Here is a 20,546-nt window from a genome sequence, read left to right as displayed (position 1 = left end):
CTTTAGCTTACTTAATTATTTTATAATTAAAACTTACTGATATCAATCTCACCGTCAAATACTGTTGTTGCGGGACCTTCCATAATAACGGGTGAATCAGGACGTTTATCCCAAGAGCATTTGATCACGCCTCCGAGAACATGGACGTTTACAGTTGTTGCGGTATAAAGATTTAAGATACATGCAACTGTTGTTGCGCAGCATCCTGTTCCGCAAGCAAGAGTTTCGCCTGTTCCTCTTTCCCATACACGCATACGAACGTTGTTCATATCATCAATTGATACGAATTCGGTGTTTGTGCGGTTGGGGAACATAGGATGATTTTCAAACAAAGGACCAATCGTATTGATATCGAATGTTGAAAGATCGGCATCCTCGGGAAGGAACACTACGCAGTGCGGATTTCCCATTGATACACAGGTTACATTCCATGTCTTTCCGGCGACCTCAACAGGAACGTTTACAGCGAGTCTTCCGTATGTTCCGGAAAGGCTTTCGTATCTCACGTTGTTCTTGCTGAGCTGCTCATCTGTTAATGTTACGGGAACGCTTGCTGCATCGAGAATCGGAGCCCCCATATTGACCTTTACCGATTCAACAAGCTCATCTTCACCGATCTTAAGATCGATGTACTTGTTTTTGCCTGCGCTTACGATAGTAAGCTGCTGTTTGTCCGTGAGCTGTTTGTCATAGACATACTTGGCTACGCATCTGATACCGTTGCCGCACATCTCTGAGCGGGTACCGTCCGCGTTGAACATTTCCATCTCAAAGTCGATCTCTTCGTCATCTACCGGGTTAATGAAAATAACCCCGTCAGAACCTATTCCGAAATGTCTGTCGGAAAGGAAGCGAACGATTGATGGCTTCTTGTTCTGAGGAACAACCTCCTTTGAGCCGTCGACATAGACGTAATCATTGCCGCAGCCCTGCATTTTCGTGAATTTCATACAACTACTACCTCGTGATTATTATTTGATACTATTATATACGAAAGTTGTTGGATTATGGTGCTATAGCTTGAGTTAATTTTGTTATTTTTTATAATAGCTTGCTTGAAGAAAAATGTATACAATTATACAAAAAAGTAGTAGAATTTTTTTAAAAATGGCATGAAAGTGAGGACGATTCAATGTTTAGACCCAACAGTGATTACTTGAAACTTCCCGGAAGCTACCTTTTCAGCACTATTGCCAAGAAGGTTAACGCTTATCAGGCAGCCAATCCGGATAAAAAGATAATAAGACTCGGAATCGGAGATGTTACACAGCCCCTTTGCCCCGCAGTTATCGAGGCACTTCACAAGGCTGTTGACGAGCAGGCGGTTGCCGAGACTTTCAGAGGCTATGCGCCCGATCTCGGATATGATTTCCTTCGTCATGCGATGGCTGAGAATGATTTCAGAAGCAGAGGCTGCGATATCGCAGATGATGAGATCTTTATTTCAGACGGTGCCAAGAGTGATTCCGGAAACATTCAGGAGATCTTTTCAAAAGACGCTAAGATAGCCGTATGCGATCCCGTATATCCCGTTTATGTTGATTCTAATGTAATGGCCGGAAGAACAGGCGATTACGATGAGAGCACAGGAATCTGGAGCAACGTTATCTACATGCCTTGCACGGCTGAGAACGGCTTTGCACCCGAGCTTCCTACAGAGACACCCGATCTCATTTATCTTTGCTTCCCCAACAATCCTACAGGAAGTGCGATCACCAAGGATCAGCTTCAGGTTTGGGTTGACTATGCAAACAAAGTCGGCGCGGTTATCATTTACGACGCAGCTTATGAAGCATATATTTCAGAGGACAACGTTCCTCATTCGATCTATGAGTGCGAGGGCGCCAAGACCTGCGCTATCGAGCTCAGATCTTTTTCCAAGAATGCAGGATTCACGGGACTTCGTCTCGGAGCAACAATTATTCCTCATGATCTTACAGTTGATTTTGAGGGCAAAAAGGTTCAGATGCACAGCCTCTGGGCAAGAAGACACGGAACCAAGTACAACGGAGCTCCTTACATCGTACAGAGAGCCGGCGAGGCTTGCTACTCTGATGCAGGTAAGGCTCAGATCAAAGATATGGTCGCTCGCTACATGAAGAACGCAACATATATCCTTAACGGGCTTAAGGACGCAGGCTATGACGTATCAGGCGGTGTCAACTCGCCTTACGTATGGCTTCGCACTCCCAATAACATGACAAGCTGGGAATTCTTTGATTATCTTCTTGAGAACGCCAATGTTGTCGGAACTCCCGGATCGGGCTTTGGTCCCAGCGGAGAGCACTACTTCAGACTTACTGCTTTCGGAAGCTACGAGAACAGCGTAGAAGCTCTTGAGAGAATCAAGAAGCTCTGATATTATCGGAATAATTTATAAAGCAAAAGTCGCCTTGAGAGATCTGGGCGACTTTTTTATGTACTTGTTCATGTAGTATCTTACTTTTGACACTCATATCATAATGTATTAGAATGTAATTTACGTATATCAAGAGTATAGGGCGTACTATGCCCTGACGAAGAGACTTATTAGAAAATAGGAGTAACAGATATGGCATTATTAAAAAAATGGCGTGATATGGCCTACTCTGAGACTACTGACAAGGGTAGCCTTCAGAAATTATGGACTGAGTATTTTCAGAAGGAACGTGACATCTACGCAGAGCTTCTTAAGAATCCCGACGACGTTGTAAAGGGAACAGTTAAAGAGCTCGCTGACAAGTTCGGTGTAGATATCATGACTATGACAGGATTCCTTGACGGTATCAACGATTCCCTCAAGAAGCAGAATCCTATAGATGACATGGAAGAAGACACAGAAGTTAATCTCGGATTCGAGAAAGAGCTTCTTTACAAGAACATGGTAAATGCCGGAGCAGACTGGCTTTACAATCTTCCCGAGTGGGAGGCTATTTTTGATGAGGATAAGAGAAAAGCTCTTTACAAAGAGGAGAAGGCTTCTCATACAGTAGTAAAAGAGCAGAAGGTTTATCCCAACGATCCCTGCCCTTGCGGAAGCGGCAAGAAGTATAAGAAGTGCTGCGGTAAGAACGCTTAATTAGCGGAACATCATTATAAAATAACAGGCTGTACCCGGTTGGTATAGCAGAAGGAGCGTTATGAACAAAGAAGAGTATTTGGAAGTTTATCGTCACTCACTGGCACACATTCTCGCTAAGGCTGTTATCGAGCTTTACGGAAAAGAAGTACAGTACGCTATAGGACCTCAGATCGACGACGGTTGCTATTACGATTTTGTACTTCCCAAGGCAGTAACACAGGATGATTTCAAGACCATCGAAGATAAGATGCGCGAGATCATCAAGAGAAGAGAAGATTTCACACGTAAAGAGGTTTCAAGAGCCGAGGCACTTGAAATGTTCAAGGATCAGAAGTTCAAGACAGAGCTTATTCAGGATCTTCCCGAAGATGAAACTTTGACAGTATATTATACAGGCGATGATTATGTAGATCTTTGCCGCGGACCTCACGTAGGTAACTCTCAGGAGCTTATGAATGCAGCTTATCAGATCAAGGCTGTATCCGGAGCATACTGGAGAGGTGATGAAAAGAGAGACCAACTCTCAAGAATATATCTCTATGCTTTCCCAAGTAAGGATGAGCTCAAGAAGCACATCAAGATGATCCAGGAAGCTATGGAGAGAGACCACAAAAAGATCGGTGCACAGCTTGATCTCTTCATGTTTGATGAGACAGCTCCCGGAATGCCTTACTGGCTTCCCAGAGGATGGAAGATGTATCAGGCGCTTCTTAAGTACTCCAGAGAAGTGCAGGAGAGACACGGCTACACAGAGATCGCCGCTCCTCTTGTAAACAACAAGAAGCTTTGGCTTATCAGCGGTCACTGGGCACACTATGTAAACAACATGTTCATGGTACCCGGTGTATCAGGATGGCTCAAGGCTGACGCTGAAGTTCCCGGAATCCTCGAGAACATCAACGAGCCCGCAGAAGAGCCCAAGAACGTCAAGATTCAGGCAGGTTCTGTTCTTTATAATCGTGAACAGGATGACACCATGGCTGCTAAGCCCATGAACTGCCCCAATGCCATGATGACATATAAGAGAACCAATCACTCCTACAAGGAGCTTCCTATCCGTTACAGTGAGTACGATGTACTTCACCGTAAGGAGAAGTCCGGACAGATGAACGGTCTTTTCCGTGTACAGGAGTTCCGTCAGGATGATGACCATACATTCGTAATGGAGTCTCAGATAAAAGAGGAGATTGCAGACGTAATCGCTATTGCAGATGAAATCTACTCCACATTCGGTGTTACATACAGAGCAGAGTTCTCAACAAGACCCGAGGACTTCATGGGTGACATCGAAGTTTGGAACAGAGCCGAGGCTGCTCTTAAGGAAATCCTTGATGAGAAGTACGGCGAGGGCGGATACGAGATCAACGAAGGTGACGGCGCTTTCTACGGACCCAAGATCGACCTTCAGATCAAGGATGCGCTCGGAAGAGAGTGGCAGTGCGGAACCGTACAGCTCGACTTCCAGCTTCCTCATAACTTCGGACTTACATACCAGGCTCAGGACGGAACAATGCAGATGCCCGTCGTAATCCACAGAGCTATCTACGGATCACTTGAGAGATTCATCGGTATCATTATCGAGAACTTCAAGGGTGTATTCCCCTTCTGGCTCAGCCCTTATCAGGTAGGTATCGTACCTATCCGTGTGGAGCACAATGAGTATGCCAAGAAGGTAGAAGAAGCTCTTATGAATGCCGGAATCCGTGTTGAGGCTGATTACTCAGACAACAACATGAAAGAGAAGATCAAGAAGTTTAAGAACTACAAAGATCCCTACATTATTGTTGTCGGTGACAAGGAAGCACAGGAGAACACAGTATCCATCAACGTTCGCGGATCCAACAAGCAGGTTCAGAACGTACCTCTTGATGCGCTTGTTGAGATGTGCAAAAAGATGAATGAGGAGCATACACTTGAACTTATCGACAGCTACGAAGCGTGATAAATTTATAGGCATAGCTTTTTTTGGCCTGACCATATATTTTTTGGTCAGGTCATTTATCTTGTCGTGGTCCATTGATATATGGTACGACGAGCTTTTTTCCATGGAGTTTTCTTCTTGTTCGGTAAAAGAGCTTGTGGCTTACACCGCGCGCGATGTGCACCCTCCGCTTTATTATATGATCGTAAGATTCGTGACTTTGTTATTTAAGGGCTTAGGTCTTACAAACTTCGGAGGCGGCGGTATCGTGCCTGTTGAAACGGTTGCCAAGATCGTTTCGATCATACCGTTTATCCTGATCATTATTTATGCGCTTACCAATATCAGAAAAAATTTCGGATGGATAACGGCAGGATTGTTTTCTTTTGCAATTGTAACTATGCCGGGGCTTCCCGAGTACACGACTGAGATCAGAATGTACAGCTGGGCGATATTCTTCGTTACGGCGACGCTCCTTCACGGCTTTAATCTGGTAAGGAGTATGGCGCGCGGGATTGCCTCTGCGGAAGAGGATGGCAAGGCCGGAAACGGTGGCAGATTGTGGGATGTTGTAAACGGCGCCGCAATGTTTTTCTACGCGGTATGTGCTTCATACACACATTACTATGCCGCGGTAGCTATCGGCGCGATATACTTCATGATCTTTGTGTGGATGCTGAAGGCGTTTGTGATGAATATGAAGGCGCGTAGGAAAGCTTCTAAAGAGGATTCAAAGCCCGATGACACAAGCAGTGCTAAGCGAGGCGTATATAACTTCCGTCCGCTAGCGGTCGTTGTGATCGCCGCGAATCTGGTTATAGCGGCATATATTCCGTGGGCGTCGGCTCTTTTGTCCCAGGTTAATGCGGTGAGCAACAACTACTGGATTCAGCCCGTCGGACTACATACACTCGGAAGCTGCGCCAAGTACATGTTCAGCGGATATTTTGTAAATCCCAAGATTGCTGCTGCAAGTGCGGTGATACTTGTGGTACTTATCGCGATCATATTTATGACAGTGGTACTTGAGCTTCTTAAGGTTAAGAAGGGACCCACAGCTTATTCATATGTTGCTTTCTGGGTGCTTCCGATGCTGGTATTTGTTGGATTACTTGCTTCAGTTATCATCAGACCCGTGTTCGTAAACAGATATATGGTTCCTGCGTTTGGAGCCTTTTGGCTCGCTGTTTCGATAGCGATCGGATATATATTTGCCTCCATTTCTTTTAAGGGCGTAAAAGAGAAAATAACGGCAATTACGGCGATATTACTCGCATTAGCCATGTTTGTGGTCGGAATTGTTGATTTTAGGGCTTTCATTGGTAACGAAAAATATCGTATAGTAAATATGGTCAAGACCGCAGAACTTTTTGAAGGACTTGATGAGGATACGATCATAATCAGTAACTTTGATCATGTGCAGGCTCTTTTGTCCTATTATCTTAATGAGAACGGAATTGCCGGTGCATACAAGGGTGATACGCCCGCGCCTTATTCAATCTATCTTTACAAGGCGGAAGCTGAACCGCTGATAAAAGAGAATGTTCCGGGCCTTTATTCTATCGAGGATTCCGCGGACATCTACAATTATCTGGAAGCGGGTAAAAAAGTCCTTTTCCTCGGAAGCTTTAACAGCAGGGAAGTGCTGCTTGAAGAGTGGGAAAACGACTACGGTATAACCTACGAGAACAAGGGAAGTTACCTGATGGAACGCTATTGGTTCGATGTATTCGAACTGGCAATACAATGATGATTCGGAGAAAAATATGCTCAGAATAAAGAAAAGATTATTGGTATCGATTTTGACAATGACATTTATGACGGTGTTCTTAAGTGATGCGAGCGCTGTTTCGGTGCATGCCGAGGAGGAGCTTAAGCCTGCCAAGCAGTGCACATTTGTGATTCCGTCGCGTTTTAAGCCGAGCAGTGAGAAGAATCTTTTTATCGATAATAGCTATCCCATGGAGTCGGGTTCGATCAAGTACAGCGTTTATTATAACGGCATGGACATCGTAATGACCAACAGGGAGAGAGAAGAGGCTGAGAAGAAGGCCGAAGAAAAGGTGATAGACAGTTCCGGAGAGCTGACCAAGAAGGAATATGAGGAGCTTCTTTCCGCGAATTACAACAAAGAGTACGGAACGGATGTCGGATACAAGGTTTCTGCATTTGACACCATAGAGATCGACGGTTTCCCCGGTTACAAGATAGAAGCCAGTTACAAGGTCGGTGATGAGGAACCGATATATCAGACTGTTTACATGATACGTTCCAAATTCAGAACCTTTACCATAATTTATCAGCGCGCCGAGGACGATGAGTGCTCGGAAAGCTTTGAAAAGAGCGCTGAGACGATTCATGTTATGTAATAGAAAAAATGTAAAGCCCACGCTATGGATTAACAAAGCGTGGGCTTTTTATATGTCGAATGATCACAGTGGGGGGGGGGTGGGGGTTAGTGATCATCCGATGTCAGATGGGGAATTATTTTCTTCAATTCTGCCATATTCTTTCATAAGTTTCAATGCTCCGCAGTAACCGTCTTTGTTTAAAAGAGAAGTTGGAGCAATTTCCGCATTGGCAGGAATTAAAGTTCTGTAGTCTATGTTCTTGTATGTAAAATCAATTGTTGTAGCTATGCCTGCTTTTGATACCTCTTCAAGCAGTGCTATTGTCTTACTGTTAAGTCCCACAAAGTTACCGAGGTTAAGCTGTAGACCTTCCTTGATCATAGCGTTTGCTTTATCGGAGTCGCCTGAATTAATGGCTTCATAGAGCTGTTTTATATAATCCTCGATCTGTGTGTTCAGCGCAGCAACGAAAAGTGCGTAGTCGATATTAGGAGCCGGTGTATTTACCGTTGCACCATTATTATTTGATGAATGCGAGCCTCCGCTGCGAGTACGAGTAGGAATTGCTTCGGGAGCAGCGTTTTCGTTGTCCTCAGTAATATTTACGACAGGAGGAACAATTGGAGGATTCTGTTGACTGCCGGCTTGGCTCTGCTGAGAATCATCCGGGGGCTGCTGTCCGCTGTCCGGATCTTGCTGACCATCGTATTGACTTTGTGACTGTTCAATATAGGCTATAATCTCATCTACCGTGGTTCCGGGATCATATATTGTTATGCTTCCTGTGGTGAGATTTGATGTGTCAACTACTTCCGATCCGTTAGACCTACCGTATGCACCGTTTCCAATAGCTGCTCCGTTGAAAAAATACTCATCACTACTTAACCCTCCTGCCACATGAACGGTTGCATTTTCGGATATCGTAATGTTAGACCATGCTCCTGACTCTCCGCTGCCAATGCCTGCACCGCCTTCAATGCTTGAGGCAATTATAGTGGCATTTCCGCTTATAGTAATATTAGACCCATTGCCGGAATCGCCGCCGCCAATGCCAGCGCCGTAAATAACGCTTGAGGCAGTTACATTGGCGTCTCCGGTTATGGTAATATTAGATCCATTGCCAGCATAACCGCCACCTATGCCAGCACCACTATCGCTTGAGGCAGTAACCGTGGCATTTTCGGATATTGTGATATAAGACCCACTTCCCTTATATCCACCACCAATGCCGGCGCCAATAAAACTAGAAGCAGTGACATTTGCATTTCCGGTTATAGTAATACTAGACGCATCTTCTTCGTTTCCACTGCCAATGCCTGCAGCTTTTCGTCCACCGGTGGCAGCGATACTTCCGGAAGGAGTTCCATCCGAGTCTGTTATCGTAAGGTTTTCGGAATTTTCTTTTTGAATACCGGCGTAATTGTTACTGTATGAAGTAATTGTGCTGTTTCCGTCAAGTTCTATTGTCACATTACCGCCTCCGTGTGTGCTTACCGGAGCGTTATCTGAGCTTGATTCTATATGCACATCTTCAAGTGTAACGGTCGCAGTTGTGCCGGTGGCTGCAGTGATTGTGACTGTATGCTCCGTAGATGAACCGGTGATCGTAGGATTGGTATCATTCTCACTTCGGTCACCCTGCGATACATTCTGTTCTGTTTCGCTTGTTCTGTTAACAGCGATATCACCAACGGCTATATCCCATTCACCTGCGAGTGCAGTGATGGGCATGGTCAGCATCATAAGTGTTGACAAAGTTGTACTTAGTGCAATTTTTCCCATTTTTCTTTTCATCATTTTTACCCCGCTATAACCCGATTAATGTAAATAAGTAGAGGTATATTAATACCTCTACTTATATAGACACCGTTTTTGGGAAAATTCCTAAGTAAATCAGTGTGAAAATTCAATTGATTTAAGACTGCCTTCGCCGGTACCTTTAAATATGAGGTAGAGGGCGTGGGTTCCGCTTAGTTTACCGGAGAAGCGGCACTCGCCGGATGCCCAGATGTTGGTGAAGTCTACCGGGATTTTACCGAGAGGTTCGCCTGTCAGAGCTGTTCTTACTTCGAAATCACCTTTAAAGTAGCCTCTTGTCTTAATACGAAGTCCCGTTACATCTTTAAGGTCGAAATATTTAAAGCCGATCGTTGTTGTATCAACAATAGCTTTGATGTGTCCGGGAGCGCAGTAGTCATCGCCGCCTTCCTGGATAACTCTGGTACAGGATGCCTCGACGTACATCTTGTGTTCATCCGTAAAGATGTTGCAGGCAAGGTAAGCGGGATATTCGCCGATATCGGAGAGCGGTCCGCCGTTAAGTCCGCAGGATGTTATCTCGACCTGTGGAATTGAACCGTCTTCTTGTACTGTTAGCTTCTCGGCGCAGCCCTGTCTGCTGTACCATGTTCCGTTCGTATGTCTGTGATAGAAGATGTACCAGTCATCGCCGATCTTTTCAATGCTTCCGTGATTGTTGGCACCGTATGCGCTTGGAAGCTCGGCCTCTTTATATGTTCCGATATGCATGTCGCAGTTACTTACAATAACTCCGCCGTAGGAGAAAGGTCCTTCGGGAGATTTGGAAGTAGCATAGCAAAGCTCGTGCATCACTTCGGAAGAGTAGATGAAGTAATAAGTATCTTTTATTTTCCTGATAGAAGGTGCTTCGAAGAAAGCGTGGCCTTCATAGGGAGTTCCCTCGCTGTAGCAGTTACCGGGGGCTACAAATACGGGAGGCTTAATTATCGTGAGCATGTCTCTTCCAAGAACGGTGAGCATGGCGCCGTGTCTTGATCTATCTCCCTGTCCGCAGAAACCTGTGAAAAGATAAGTCAGGTCACCCTCTGTCATTACGCCGGGATCGAACTGAGGCTCATCTGTTTCTTTGTCGCCGAGTTTGGTTCCGTCTTCGTAGTGTACGTAGCCGTAAAACTCATAGTGGCCTGCAGGAGTGTCACTGACTGCAACGGAGACAACGGATACTTTATCAAGCACATAATAAAGATAATATCTTCCGTCGGGACCAACCGTTACATCGGGAGCATATAGGCACATGTGTCCGTCTTTATTAAGAGGGTCGCTTGTCTTTTCGTATATGACGCCCTCGTATTTCCAATTGCCGAGATCGTTAACGGGAGCGGACCAGCACACGTAATCGCCGAGGCAGAAAGTCTCTCCGCCGTAGAGATCATGTGAACCGTAGATGTAGATCCTATCACCGAATACGTAAGGCTCTCCGTCGGGAATATATTCCCAAGAAGGAAGGTACGGATTGACCGCCTGCTTTCTTGAGTTTTGTCTGATACCGCCTTCTATGCAAGGAGTTGCACCGCAACCGAGGAACTCCATTTCTGCTTTATTTTCAAGTGTATAAGGTTCCCAAGTGGGAAGGAGTTCGTTGTCGCAGCCCTTGCCGTTGGGATTTCCTGTCTTTACAAAGTTTGCGAAATAGTCGCACATCTGCTTTGCAAGATCGTAGTGTCTTCCTTTGTAGAAGCGGCGGCACTTTGTGATCGAATTAAAGAAGAACCACAGGTCGCATGAATGGAATGTTCCGGGATAGGGCTCTTTTTTATCTCCGTCCGAAGGAATATCGGGATCGAAGCGATAGTAGTAGAAATCCTGCTTGCTGCCTTGCTTCTGAGCGCCGGCGATCACATTCTTTATCGAATGCTCAACCGTGTTGACGCCGCCTATGATAAATTCATCCGAAGTGTTTCCGAGAAGAATGGGAACGTTAAGGCTCTTTCCTTCTTTAAGAGCCTGAGTGGGATTGCCCTTAACGAACTTGTCGTCTTTTACGGGGAAGCATCTTCCGATTCCCAGTAGATTATCTCCGTTTTCGGATGTGACATATTCATTATATTTAGACAAAAGATCTTTTGCGGAAAGCTTCTTTGCTTCTTCAAGCCCCGCGATACCTGCGAATTTAAAGAATGCTTCACCCTTCTTTTCCGCTTCCGAAAGAGAAAGAGGAGAGAAGATATCTGCGTCTTTGTCGGGAAGCTCGATAACACCGCTGAAGATCGCTGCTCTTTTTATAAAAGAATTATCTCCTGTGCAGGCAAGCTGATTGAGCACGCTTCCGCCACCTGCGGACTGGCCTGCGATCGTGATCATGTCGGGGTCTCCTCCGAATGCTGCGATATTATCATGAACCCAGTTAATCGCAAGTCTCTGATCGAGGAGACCGAAGTTACTTGGAGCATCAGGTGAATCCGCTGTTATCTCGGGATGAGAAAGGAAACCAAAAACAGCGAGTCTGTAATTAAGAGAAACAACGACAATACCTCTGCTTGCAAGCTGCTCGCCGTCAAATTCCATTTCTGATGAATAGCCCCACTGGAATGCTCCGCCGTGAATCCATACAAGTACGGGAAGCTTTTCGCCGGCTCTTTTGGCAGGTGTCCAGATATTGAGATATAAGCTGTCTTCGCTCATGGGAACATCGGGATCGACGAACCACTCGCGTGATGTTATGTCATCACCGACTCCGGGCTGATCCTGATATGAAATGGGAGCGAACTCAAAGGCTTTAAACACGCCGTCCCAGTTCTTGGCGGGCTGCGGTGCTCTGAATCTGTTCTCGCCTACAGGGGGCAGAGCATAAGGGATTCCTTTGTAAACCGTGATCCTTGGGTCTGTGCCCGGAAGACCCTGTATTTCCCCATTTTTTACCGTTGTATTTCTAAGCATAACCTTCTCCTTAGCTGCGTTTAATTTTAGTCGTAACCATGAATATATTTTATATTGCAACAAACTTTTTTATCCAGTCATAAAGTGCGATTTGATGGTTAAAGATTGCGGACTTTTTTGGAAATCCTGACATAAAAAAAGAAGCAGCTTATGCATTACGCGTATGCTGCTTCCAGTTCTTTTATTTTCTTTTGAACTTCTTCCGCAAAGATGCGGGCCTTTAACAGATCTTGTCTGTCGGGATGTGATGCGGCATCATCGAATTGACTTAGCATGTAGTCGATCATGCTGTCCTCACATTTTCCGCGGCAGGATTCATATTTGTTTCTGATCTGATATGGCATTTTTCCCTGGCAGAAAAACGATCCCATATAGTTGTTGTCACTTGGGAGCCAAACCAGGGCGTTCTGTTCAAGATTCTTGTAATAGCTGTCTGTGTTTCCGAGACCACACGTTCCAAAGATGGCTACGTTTTTGTTGTGAAGCGATGAGATGATATCTATTATCTCAAGACTGCATGAGCCTCTGTTGGCCCAAAATCCGATAAACACATTTTCGGCATCAAGTCTTCCGTTCCAGCTGCGAACGTTAACGATCTTTTTCTTACAGCCGGAAACCGGTAGTGCATTATAAAGTTCTTCTGCCAGTAGTTTGGTGTTACCCGTTTCGCTGGCATAAACGATCAAGTATTTTTCCATAGTCACGACTTCTTCTTAAATTCTGTCAAACATTTAGGGCATCTTATTATTATCTGTCCTTTTCCTCGGGGTATACGTATCTTCTGACTGCAGTTAGGACATGTGTATATATGGTATTTACTGCGCATTAAGAAATCCGAACCGGTGCGCTTAAATAGTCCCGTTATCTTTTTTAATACTCTTTCAAAGCGTTCATTCTCTCTGTACCTAGCTGAGATATTGTGTGATAAGAGTCTGTAACAGCTGTACGCCAGAAGGGCTACCGCGATGTAATACAGAAATCCAAACGGCGTACATATCGATACAATAAGATTTACAACTGCCAATATCAAAAGAAACCGAGTGAGCTTATCCGTTCCGTATGAACCGTAGCGGCCTTGGAAAAAGCGAGAGAAAAAGTTTCTCATTTCCTGGTCTCCTTTTATATTTTTTTATGTGGAAGTCAGCCTATATAATGAAAAAACGGTGCCCAACTTCCACCGTTACAATGATTTTATGCTGGCAGAAGCCAAAATACAATGAATATAAGGGGAAATTAGTATTAAAAAACTGTAAAATAGCATAAACACTTATGTTGCAAAAACGGTCGTTTTTAATATGAGCAATTATTGCAAAGTTCTTGTCGGTTGATTATTAGTGCTGAAATAAATATAATGATATAAGCCGTTTCTTTGATTTTTTGATTCGGATTAATGCAAAGAAATAAATATTTTTGAGATAACACCGGGGAGGTCCTTATGCATATTATCGTTGTTGGTTGCGGTAATGTCGGACAGACACTTACACAGCAGCTTAGCAAGGAAGGACACAATATAACAGTTATAGAAGAAAAGAGCAGTGTGGTTCAGAACGTTGTTAATAACTACGATGTCATGGGCATAGTAGGCAACGGAGCCAGCTATTCCATAATGAAGGATGCGGGAATTGAGACAGCCGATCTTATGATCGCGGTCACAGATTCCGACGAGCTCAATCTGTTGTGCTGTCTTATCGCGAAGAAGGCAGGTAACTGTCATACAATAGCCAGAGTGCGTAATCCTGTATATAAGAAAGAGATCAACTTCATCAAAGAGGAGCTTGGCCTTTCGATGGTAATCAATCCTGAGGAGGCAGCGGCTTTCGAGGCGGAGCGACTTTTGAAATTCCCTTCCGCTACCAAGATAGAAACTTTTGCAAGAGGAAGAGCGGAGCTTGTTAAGTTCATCGTCGATGATAATTCCAGACTATGTGACAAGGCGCTCAAGGATATACCTTCGGATCTTAAGAAGCACGTTATCGTATCCGTTGTTTCAAGAGGAACAGAGGTTTATATTCCCGACGGTAATTTTATTCTTCGTGCAGGTGATGAGATCACTATTTTCGGGTCAAGCAGAAATACACTTTCGTTCTTTAAAAAATTAGGACTTCCTACCGCCAAGGTTCCTTCATCAATTATTGTCGGAGGCGGTGAGACTGGATATTACCTTGCTAAGCAGCTTATAGGCTTTGGCGTCAAGGTTACCATATTTGAAAGAGATGCCGTAAGATGCAAGGAGTTGTCGGATCTTTTACCGCAGGCACTTATCATTAACGGCGACGGAACCGATAAGGATATGCTTATGGAAGAGGGCGTTACGAGCGTAGGTTCTTTTGTTGCGCTCACCAATCTCGACGAAGAGAACATCATGCTCTCGATGTACGTTAAGAGCATCAATCCCAAGGCCAAGCTTATCACTAAGGTTCACAGAGTTAACTACGGCGATATTATCGGTTCGCTCGGAATAGGAAGTATCATCTATCCCAAGAACATCACTGCGGATAGGATCGTTCAGTTCGTTCGAGGAATGAACGCATCCAAGGACAGCAACATCGAGACTTTGTACAAGCTCAACGACGAGAGAGTTGAGGCACTTGAGTTTATCGTTAGAAGCGGAAGCCCGGTTATCGGCGTTCCTCTTGCGCAGCTCAATCTCAAGAAGGGAATTCTGATCGCATGTATCAATCATTACGGCGAGATCATATCCCCTACGGGTGACAGCGTTATAAGAGACAGAGATTCCGTAATTGTTGTTACCACACTTACAGGCCTTAAAGATATAAGCGATATATTGGAGAAATAATAATGAACTATTCAATGATAAGATATATCCTTTTCAGACTGCTTAGAATAGTGGGACTTCTTTTCTTGCTTCCTCTCTTGGTAGCTCTTATTTACAAGGAATATGACAGTGCGGGAGTATTTTTGGTTCTCTCCGCCGTATCACTTTTGTTCGGATATATCGGATCTTACAAAAAACCTAAGAGCAGAGTTATTTATGCAAAAGAAGGCTTTGCCATTACAGCGGTTGCTTGGTTTGTAATGAGCCTTATGGGCGCGCTTCCGTTCGTTATAACGGGAACAATTCCAAGCTACGTAGACGCTCTTTTTGAGACGGTTTCGGGACTTACAACAACAGGAGGAAGTATCCTTACTTCGCTCGACGGAATTGAATACAGTGTGCAGTTCTGGAGAACATTTACACACTGGATCGGCGGAATGGGAGTGCTTGTGTTCCTTCTTGCTGTCGTACCTCTTGCAGACGGATACAGTATGCATCTTATGCGTGCGGAGAGCCCGGGGCCCGTTGTCGGTAAGATTGTTCCCAAGGTAAAAGATACAGCGAAGATCCTTTACCTTATCTATCTCGGAATCACACTATCCGAGATTCTTTTCCTTATTCTCACGGGAATGCCTGTTTATGATGCGATCACGATTTCTTTTTCAACTGTAGGAACCGGAGGTTTTGCGGTTACTCCAAACGGAATAAATGATTATTCTACCGCCAGCCAATCCGTTATTATTCTATTCATGGCGCTTTGCGGAGTTAACTTCACGGTTTACTATTTCCTTCTTCACAAGAAGCCCAAGGAAGCTTTTGCGATAGAAGAGGTTAAGTATTACTTTATCGTTATGTTTGTTGCAGCGGGACTTATCTCGATCAACATCTACAGAGCAGGAGTTTTGGACAGCGGACGCATGTCTTTCCATCATGCGCTGTTTGCGGTTACGTCTGTTATGACGACTACCGGATTCGGAACACTGGACTTTGATAAATGGCCGATGTTCTCCAAGATGATACTTTGTATCTTGTCGCTGGTCGGAGCCTGCGCGGGTTCTACCGGAGGTGGATTTAAGTTTTCACGAGCACTCATTACGGTCAGAAACGTTAGGAATGAGCTGAATTTCCTTGTTCATCCCAAGGCTATAAAGAGAGTGTACATGGACGGACACACCGTAGAAGGTACCACGGTTAAATCGGTATCTGCGTATCTCGGACTCTATGTACTTACATTTATTTTTTCAACAATAGTAGTTTCACTTGATAATTTTGACTTTCAGACGACCGTTACTTCAGTTGCGGCCACTCTCAACAACATAGGACCGGGACTTGGTATGGTCGGACCGATGGGAAATTATTCACAGTTTTCCGTCTTGTCAAAATTTGTGCTAATGTTTGATATGTTGGCGGGTAGACTTGAGCTTTTGCCTATTTTCATAGTAATTAAGCTTAAAACCTGGAAGAGATAAAAAAATTACAATCTAAAAAAAGTACATCTTTTGTAAAAAAAATGTATTGTTAAATGTGTCCAAAGTGTGATAAACTTCAGTTTGAATTGTGAAGTATTTATAAAAAAAGTATAAACTTGGATTGTAATTGAAATTGAATATGAGGTGACTATGATGAAAATGAAGGGAATAGTTGTTACTGTTCTGGTCGTAGCACTGATAGCCATAGGAAGTTTTATCGGATCCCTTTTGTACGTCGGCAGAATTGATGACAGCAATTCATACGGTAAAAAGGAAATCTACCATTCTGCGGAGGAAGCGCTTCTTAGTTTTATGGGTGATGACACCGGAAGCGGCAAGAATTCGCAATCAACTGCTAACAGTAGACTGACTCAGAGAGTAACAGTTATGACAAAGGAAGGGGTTCTTCCTTACAGCGGAACTGTGACCAAACTTCAGGATGCATTTTATCCCGGAACATATGAGATAGAGTTCAGTACACCTGCTTTATTGCCTGAGGAAGCTTCTGTCGAAGTTCAGATGGAGATAAGCGAGGGTGAGGAAGTTTATATCCTTACAGGTAATCAGGATTCCGGATATACCGAGTATGCTGTTGCAACGGTTGGTTCGGGTAATATTGTGAAGTTCAACACGGACAAGCTTCAGACCTATACGATATCTACTACAGATATCCCCGCTGCTCAGAAGGCAATGTCGGGTATGATCGGAGAATCATAATTCGGATAAGCTTACGTGCCATGCGTTTAACCAAGAGTTTGACGCAGATACAATTTGATAAAGTACAAGATAAGAAGATGCGCGGGGTAAAAGGCGTAGAACAGATATTTTAATCTGCCTAGGTTTTTACCTCGCTTTCTGTTGTATAAATACAGAAGTAAAAATCCTACGATGGAATAAACCTCATTATTACGGTAAAAGATGGTAAGATATCCCGCAAACAGGTTTAACGGGATAAAGAATCTTAAAATATAAAGAACTGTTATAAGCACAATTCCTCTGTAGCTGTAATCGGTATGAAGAAAATGTGCCAAAAGAGCTCCCGCTCCAAATACGCATCCGCTAAGGATGGGCGGTATAAGATAGTGGAGCTTCTTTTTATCTGCAAAAGAATTAACCTGTTCAATTCCCCATATGACAAGAAGACCCAAGAAGAGAGTGAAAAAGACATTGTTATCCGAAAAATCTAAGGCATCCGACTTGGCGTAGTCATAAGGAAGCTCGGATATTATTCCGAATACGAGAAGACTTATGGCATATTTTAACTTGCTGTGAGTGTGCAAAAAGCCTTCTATCAAAAGAAAGCAGAATATGGGGAAAGCACTTCTTCCCACGGCGCGAGTTATTTTATAAATGAGCTGAAGTTTTTCAAATGACATAGAAACAGGCAGAATTCCCTCGGCTGTGAGCGGATAAATAAGCATGGCACCTATGTGATCGATCACCATAGAGATGCACGCTATTATCTTAAGTGTGTTGCCGTTTAGCCCGGGTAATTCTGCCTTTAAATTCATGTATCTTTTAACTCCTGTTTAGATCGCGATCGGAATATCTTTAAGCTGTTCTCCCGCAACCTCATAACCTTCAAGAGAAACATCATCCCTTGTGAACTTATAGAAGTCCTTAACATCGGGATTTAAGTGGAACTTAGGTGCCGGAAGAGGTTTCCTTTGAATAAGCTCTTTTATAAGCGGAACATGTCTGTCATAGATGTGAGCATCTGCGATGACGTGTACAAGCTCTCCGACGTTCATATCGCAAACCTGCGCAAGCATATGAACAAGAACCGCATACTGAACCACGTTCCAGTTATTTGCCGCAAGAACGTCCTGTGAACGCTGATTAAGAACAGCGTTGAGAGTAAGCTTATCCTCACCTTTTTTCTGAGTTACGTTATAAGTTACGCTGTATGCGCAAGGATAAAGATTCATCTCATGAAGGTCTGAGAATACGTAAGTGTTGGTCATGATACGTCTGCTGAAAGGATTGTTCTTAAGATCATAGATGACTCTGTCCATCTGATCGAACTCACCTTCCTTGTAGATGCTTTTTTGACCTATCTGATAGCCGTAGGCTTTTCCGATAGAACCTGTTTCATCAGCCCACTCATCCCAAATATGAGAATGAAGATCGTGAATGTTGTTGCTCTTTTGCTGATAGATCCAAAGAATCTCATCCGTTGCACTCTTAAGTGCTGTCTTTCTGAGAGTCATGATGGGGAATTCTTTTGAAAGATCATATCTGTTTACCACACCGAATTTCTTGATGGTATAAGCGCTTGCACCATCGGGCCAGTGAGGTCTTACTTTTTCTCCCTCGGTTGATGTTCCGTTCTCCAAGATGTCTTTGCACATGGAGATGAAGATTTCATCAGCTTTTCCCATTATAGCTCCTCCTCGTAAAAAGAAATTTGTTATTTGCTCCACTTGTCGCAGAGTGAATTTATCTGATCTGCGAATTTGGCTTTGTCTTTGTTGGTTAAGCCATCGCTCTTTGCGATGATACCCATAAGTCTTGCGCCTGCAGCCTTGAGCCTTGAGTATACATCCGAAACAAGAGTAGACTCTTTTTTCTTGATAGGAATCGGAACACCTTCTTTTATGAAGGTTCCCGAGATAAGATCGTATTCCGTGCCGCTGTAGGGAGCGTAGGTATCAAATCCGTACTCGTCTCTAAGGCAATTGGCAAAAGAAGTACATACGCTGTCTTCGCCGTGAACGATAAAAACTTTCTTGGGGCGCTGTTTCTTAAAGCCCTGTATCCATTCTATAAGTCCGTCTTTGTCCGCGTGACCCGATAATCCTTCAAGTCTGCAGATCTCGGCCTTAACTGCAATCGTTTCGCCAAAGAGTTTTATCTCATCCGCGCCGTCAATTATTGTTCTGCCCGTGGTTCCTACTGACTGGTATCCGACAAAGAGGATAGTGCTCTCTTCACGCCACAAGTTGTGCTTTAAGTGATGTCTTATTCTTCCCGCTTCGCACATGCCGGAAGCAGAGATGATAACCTTGGGTTCGGGATCTTCATTGATCGCACGAGACTCATCTGTAGTAATGGAAAGAATGAGTTCTCTGAAAGTGATCGGATTAATATGTCTTTTTACCAGATCCATTGCTTCTTCATCATAGCATTCAAGCTGATTCTGAGAGAAGATCTCGGTTGCCTCAACGGCAAGCGGACTGTCTACGTATACGGGGAAATTGGGATTTGTTTTTACAAGTCCTTCTTTTTTTATCTTACGTATAAAGTAGAGCATTTCCTGTGTACGACCGACGGCAAAAGAGGGAATGACAACATTTCCGCCTCTTGCAAAAGTGCGGTCGAGGATCTCGGCAAGATCGTGTATGTAATCCGGCTTTTCTTCTGTGTGAAGCCTGTCGCCGTAGGTGGACTCCATGACTACGTAATCGGCTTCTTCGGTAAACTGAGGATCTCTTATAAGAGGCTGCTCCTTGTTTCCGATATCGCCGGAGAAAACAATCTTTTTGGTCACGTTTTTTTCGGTGAGCCATACTTCTATGCTGGCTGAACCGAGGAGATGGCCTATATCGGTAAATCTGATCTTAACGCCTTCGCAAACATCAATCTCATCACCGTATTTGCAAGGGACGATCATCTTGATGGTCTTCTCTGCATCTTCCATTGTATAGGAAGGTTCCATCTGCTGAATGTCCTTGCTTCGTTTAGCTTTTCTGTTGCGCCATTCCGCTTCCTGCATCTGAATGTGCGCGCAGTCTCTGAGCATTATGTTGCACAGGTCTGCCGTTGCATCTGTAGTGAATATCTTTCCTCTGAATCCTTTTGCATAAAGAAGAGGAAGGTTGCCCGAATGATCGACGTGGGCATGTGTCAGAAAAACATAATCGATCTCGGGAGCCGAAACGGGAAGAGGAACATTTTCAAAATAGTCTTTTCCCTGTTCCATTCCGTAGTCGATAAGAATGTTTTTACCGCAGGCAGATATAAAATGACAACTGCCTGTAACCTCGTGGTCTGCACCAATAAAAGTCAGTTTCATGTAATCACCCCATTAGTTTTCTTAGACTCTTTTAAGCATAACACAATTTCAATGTGGAAAAAATAGGGCATATTTGGTAGAATAGATACAATTAATTGAAAAATTAATTGAAAAAATAAAGGAGACTAGATTAAAAATGCTTTTAAGAAAAAAGGGAAAGAGAACGGCTATTGTCATGGCATGTGTCCTTGCTTTTTCTGCATTAACAGCATGCGGATCCGAAGACGGTAATGCCGATTCATCTTTACAGTTGTC

The 20,546-nt window shown here is 44.0% G+C and carries 16 protein-coding genes; 8 read left to right on the top strand and 8 right to left on the bottom strand.

Annotation, left to right across the window (positions count from 1 at the left end; all coding sequences use genetic code 11):
- Nucleotides 1–26 precede the first annotated feature (26 nt).
- Nucleotides 27–950 (bottom strand): diaminopimelate epimerase, encoded by a 924-nt coding sequence (dapF, locus tag D6856_RS08095; protein ID WP_120656011.1) that lies wholly within the window; start codon nucleotides 948–950, stop codon nucleotides 27–29.
- A gap of 182 nt (nucleotides 951–1,132) precedes the next feature.
- On the opposite strand from dapF, the gene D6856_RS08090 reads away from it, so the two are divergent.
- The 5 genes from D6856_RS08090 to D6856_RS08070 all read left to right on the top strand — a co-directional run bounded on the left by D6856_RS08090 (nucleotide 1,133) and on the right by D6856_RS08070 (nucleotide 7,351).
- A complete protein-coding gene (locus D6856_RS08090) occupies nucleotides 1,133–2,359 on the top strand; it encodes an LL-diaminopimelate aminotransferase (protein WP_120656010.1) in 1,227 nt (408 codons plus the stop codon).
- A gap of 192 nt (nucleotides 2,360–2,551) precedes the next feature.
- Complete coding sequence (locus tag D6856_RS08085) at nucleotides 2,552–3,058, top strand: SEC-C metal-binding domain-containing protein (protein WP_092248647.1); 507 nt, start codon at nucleotides 2,552–2,554, stop codon at nucleotides 3,056–3,058.
- Between the two features lie 61 nt (nucleotides 3,059–3,119).
- A complete protein-coding gene (locus D6856_RS08080; protein WP_120686484.1) occupies nucleotides 3,120–5,003 on the top strand; it encodes a threonine--tRNA ligase in 1,884 nt (627 codons plus the stop codon).
- Entirely contained in the window at nucleotides 4,975–6,732 is a 1,758-nt protein-coding gene (locus tag D6856_RS08075; protein ID WP_120686483.1) for a hypothetical protein, read from the top strand. The genes D6856_RS08080 and D6856_RS08075 overlap by 29 nt, the downstream gene beginning before the upstream one ends.
- 16 nt (nucleotides 6,733–6,748) lie before the next feature.
- Nucleotides 6,749–7,351, top strand: coding sequence for a hypothetical protein (locus D6856_RS08070; protein WP_120686482.1), 603 nt, complete (start codon nucleotides 6,749–6,751; stop codon nucleotides 7,349–7,351).
- 93 nt (nucleotides 7,352–7,444) lie between these two features.
- Here the strand turns inward: D6856_RS08070 and D6856_RS08065 are convergent, their stop codons facing one another.
- The 4 genes from D6856_RS08065 to D6856_RS08050 all read right to left on the bottom strand — a co-directional run bounded on the left by D6856_RS08065 (nucleotide 7,445) and on the right by D6856_RS08050 (nucleotide 13,136).
- Nucleotides 7,445–9,130, bottom strand: coding sequence for a hypothetical protein (locus D6856_RS08065; protein ID WP_120686481.1), 1,686 nt, complete (start codon nucleotides 9,128–9,130; stop codon nucleotides 7,445–7,447).
- Nucleotides 9,131–9,226: 96 nt separating this feature from the next.
- A complete protein-coding gene (locus tag D6856_RS15460) occupies nucleotides 9,227–12,031 on the bottom strand; it encodes a carboxylesterase family protein (protein ID WP_120686480.1) in 2,805 nt (934 codons plus the stop codon).
- Nucleotides 12,032–12,186: 155 nt separating this feature from the next.
- Entirely contained in the window at nucleotides 12,187–12,729 is a 543-nt protein-coding gene (gene bilS, locus D6856_RS08055; protein ID WP_092248662.1) for a flavodoxin family protein BilS, read from the bottom strand.
- Between the two features lie 2 nt (nucleotides 12,730–12,731).
- Nucleotides 12,732–13,136: a hypothetical protein gene (locus tag D6856_RS08050; RefSeq protein ID WP_092248666.1), complete on the bottom strand. Its 405-nt coding sequence runs from the start codon at nucleotides 13,134–13,136 to the stop codon at nucleotides 12,732–12,734.
- A gap of 330 nt (nucleotides 13,137–13,466) precedes the next feature.
- Between D6856_RS08050 and trkA the strand changes: the two genes are divergently transcribed.
- From trkA to D6856_RS08035, 3 genes are all read left to right on the top strand, one after another.
- Nucleotides 13,467–14,828 (top strand): Trk system potassium transporter TrkA, encoded by a 1,362-nt coding sequence (gene trkA / locus D6856_RS08045; protein ID WP_120686479.1) that lies wholly within the window; start codon nucleotides 13,467–13,469, stop codon nucleotides 14,826–14,828.
- Between the two features lie 2 nt (nucleotides 14,829–14,830).
- A complete protein-coding gene (locus D6856_RS08040; protein WP_120686478.1) occupies nucleotides 14,831–16,276 on the top strand; it encodes a TrkH family potassium uptake protein in 1,446 nt (481 codons plus the stop codon).
- A 150-nt stretch (nucleotides 16,277–16,426) separates the two neighbouring features.
- Nucleotides 16,427–16,993, top strand: coding sequence for a hypothetical protein (locus D6856_RS08035; protein WP_147367820.1), 567 nt, complete (start codon nucleotides 16,427–16,429; stop codon nucleotides 16,991–16,993).
- Nucleotides 16,994–17,019: 26 nt separating this feature from the next.
- On the opposite strand, the gene D6856_RS08030 is transcribed toward D6856_RS08035, so the two are convergent.
- From D6856_RS08030 to D6856_RS08020, 3 genes are read right to left on the bottom strand one after another with little or no spacing between them, the layout of a single operon-like run.
- Complete coding sequence (locus D6856_RS08030; RefSeq protein WP_120686476.1) at nucleotides 17,020–17,787, bottom strand: TraX family protein; 768 nt, start codon at nucleotides 17,785–17,787, stop codon at nucleotides 17,020–17,022.
- A gap of 18 nt (nucleotides 17,788–17,805) precedes the next feature.
- Nucleotides 17,806–18,657, bottom strand: coding sequence for a thymidylate synthase (gene thyA / locus D6856_RS08025; RefSeq protein ID WP_092248682.1), 852 nt, complete (start codon nucleotides 18,655–18,657; stop codon nucleotides 17,806–17,808).
- A 29-nt stretch (nucleotides 18,658–18,686) separates the two neighbouring features.
- Nucleotides 18,687–20,291 carry an MBL fold metallo-hydrolase RNA specificity domain-containing protein gene (locus D6856_RS08020; protein WP_120686475.1) on the bottom strand — a complete coding sequence of 535 codons (1,605 nt, stop codon included), beginning with the start codon at nucleotides 20,289–20,291 and terminating at the stop codon, nucleotides 18,687–18,689.
- Nucleotides 20,292–20,546: the final 255 nt, after the last annotated feature.

The sequence above is a fragment of the Butyrivibrio sp. XB500-5 genome (assembly GCF_003625505.1).
Classification (GTDB): Bacteria; Bacillota; Clostridia; order Lachnospirales; family Lachnospiraceae; genus Butyrivibrio.
Note: the sequence above shows the minus strand (reverse complement) of the source record. Positions and strands in the feature narration are given on the sequence as shown.